Annotated in this window: 1 rRNA gene; it reads left to right on the top strand. The window is 52.0% G+C overall.

From position 1 onward, the window contains the following. The first annotated feature begins 38 nt into the window (after positions 1-38). A 23S ribosomal RNA gene (locus tag ACQKMI_RS25390) occupies positions 39-2,966 on the top strand. Position 2,967: the final 1 nt, after the last annotated feature.

The following is a 2,967-nucleotide window of genomic DNA, read 5'->3' on the forward strand; positions in this document are numbered from 1 at the left end:
CATTTATTTTTTAAGTTTTTTTATAGGCTTAATAACTTGGTTAAGTTATTAAGGGCGCACGGCGAATGCCTTGGCACTAGGAGCCGATGAAGGACGGCACTAACACCGATATGCTTCGGGGAGCTGTAAGTGAGCTTTGATCCGGAGATTTCCGAATGGGGGAACCCACTACGTTTAATCGCGTAGTATCTTGACGTGAATTCATAGCGTCTTGATGGCAGACCCAGGGAACTGAAACATCTAAGTACCTGGAGGAAGAGAAAGAAAAATCGATTCCCTGAGTAGCGGCGAGCGAAACGGGAAGAGCCCAAACCAAGAGGCTTGCCTCTTGGGGTTGTAGGACACTCTATACGGAGTTACAAAAGAGCGAGTTAGATGAAGCGACTTGGAAAGGTCCGCCAGAGCAGGTAAAAGCCCTGTAGTCGAAAGTTCGTTCTCTCCTGAGTGGATCCTGAGTACGGCGGAACACGTGAAATTCCGTCGGAATCCGGGAGGACCATCTCCCAAGGCTAAATACTACCTAGTGACCGATAGTGAACCAGTACCGTGAGGGAAAGGTGAAAAGCACCCCGGAAGGGGAGTGAAAGAGATCCTGAAACCGTGTGCCTACAAGTAGTTAGAGCCCGTTAATGGGTGATAGCGTGCCTTTTGTAGAATGAACCGGCGAGTTACGATTACGTGCGAGGTTAAGCTTTAGAAGGCGGAGCCGCAGCGAAAGCGAGTCTGAATAGGGCGAATTAGTACGTGGTCGTAGACCCGAAACCAGGTGATCTACCCATGTCCAGGGTGAAGGTGAGGTAACACTTACTGGAGGCCCGAACCCACGCACGTTGAAAAGTGCGGGGATGAGGTGTGGGTAGCGGAGAAATTCCAATCGAACTTGGAGATAGCTGGTTCTCTCCGAAATAGCTTTAGGGCTAGCCTCGTGATGAGAATACTGGAGGTAGAGCACTGTTTGGACTAGGGGGCCATCCCGGTTTACCGAATTCAGACAAACTCCGAATGCCAGATATTTATACACGGGAGTCAGACTGCGAGTGATAAGATCCGTAGTCAAAAGGGAAACAGCCCAGACCACCAGCTAAGGTCCCAAAGTAATCGTTAAGTGGAAAAGGATGTGGCGTTGCACAGACAACCAGGATGTTGGCTTAGAAGCAGCCATCATTTAAAGAGTGCGTAATAGCTCACTGGTCGAGTGACGCTGCGCCGAAAATGTATCGGGGCTAAACGATTCACCGAAGCTGTGGATTGACATCTACGATGTCAGTGGTAGGAGAGCGTTCTAAGTGCGTTGAAGTCAGACCGGAAGGACTGGTGGAGCGCTTAGAAGTGAGAATGCCGGTATGAGTAGCGAAAGACGGGTGAGAATCCCGTCCACCGTATGACTAAGGTTTCCTGAGGAAGGCTCGTCCGCTCAGGGTTAGTCGGGACCTAAGCCGAGGCCGATAGGCGTAGGCGATGGACAACAGGTTGATATTCCTGTACCACCTCCTCACCGTTTGAGAAATGGGGGGACGCAGTAGGATAGGGTAAGCGCGCTGTTGGATATGCGCGTCCAAGCAGTAAGGCGTGTGTGTAGGCAAATCCGCACACTGTAACGTTGAGCTGTGATGGCGAGTCCGTATGGACGAAGTTCCTGATTTCACACTGCCAAGAAAAGCCTCTATCGAGGTGAGAGGTGCCCGTACCGCAAACCGACACAGGTAGTCGAGGAGAGAATCCTAAGGTGTGCGAGAGAACTCTCGTTAAGGAACTCGGCAAAATGACCCCGTAACTTCGGGAGAAGGGGTGCTCTTGAGCGTGCAAGCGCATGAGAGCCGCAGTGAATAGGCCCAGGCGACTGTTTAGCAAAAACACAGGTCTCTGCAAAACCGTAAGGTGACGTATAGGGGCTGACGCCTGCCCGGTGCTGGAAGGTTAAGAGGAGTGGTTAGCGCAAGCGAAGCTGCGAATTGAAGCCCCAGTAAACGGCGGCCGTAACTATAACGGTCCTAAGGTAGCGAAATTCCTTGTCGGGTAAGTTCCGACCCGCACGAAAGGCGTAACGATCTGGGCACTGTCTCAACGAGAGACTCGGTGAAATTATAGTACCTGTGAAGATGCAGGTTACCCGCGACAGGACGGAAAGACCCCGTGGAGCTTTACTGTAGCCTGATATTGAATTTTGGTACAACTTGTACAGGATAGGTAGGAGCCAGAGATCTCGGAGCGCCAGCTTCGAAGGAGGCGTCGGTGGGATACTACCCTGGTTGTATTGAAATTCTAACCCATGCCCCTTAGCGGGGCAGGAGACAGTGTCAGGCGGACAGTTTGACTGGGGCGGTCGCCTCCTAAAAGGTAACGGAGGCGCCCAAAGGTTCCCTCAGAATGGTTGGAAATCATTCGTAGAGTGTAAAGGCACAAGGGAGCTTGACTGCGAGACCTACAAGTCGAGCAGGGTCGAAAGACGGGCTTAGTGATCCGGTGGTTCCGCATGGAAGGGCCATCGCTCAACGGATAAAAGCTACCCCGGGGATAACAGGCTTATCTCCCCCAAGAGTCCACATCGACGGGGAGGTTTGGCACCTCGATGTCGGCTCATCGCATCCTGGGGCTGTAGTCGGTCCCAAGGGTTGGGCTGTTCGCCCATTAAAGCGGTACGCGAGCTGGGTTCAGAACGTCGTGAGACAGTTCGGTCCCTATCCGTCGTGGGCGTAGGAAATTTGAGAGGAGCTGTCCTTAGTACGAGAGGACCGGGATGGACACACCGCTGGTGTACCAGTTGTCTTGCCAAAGGCATCGCTGGGTAGCTATGTGTGGACGGGATAAGTGCTGAAAGCATCTAAGCATGAAGCCCCCCTCAAGATGAGATTTCCCATTACGCAAGTAAGTAAGATCCCTCAAAGACGATGAGGTAGATAGGTTCGAGGTGGAAGTGTGGTGACACATGGAGCTGACGAATACTAATCGATCGAGGACTTAACCAAA

Source organism: Lysinibacillus sp. NPDC097214, assembly GCF_050277945.1.
Lineage (GTDB): Bacteria > Bacillota > Bacilli > Bacillales_A > Planococcaceae > Lysinibacillus > Lysinibacillus xylanilyticus_B.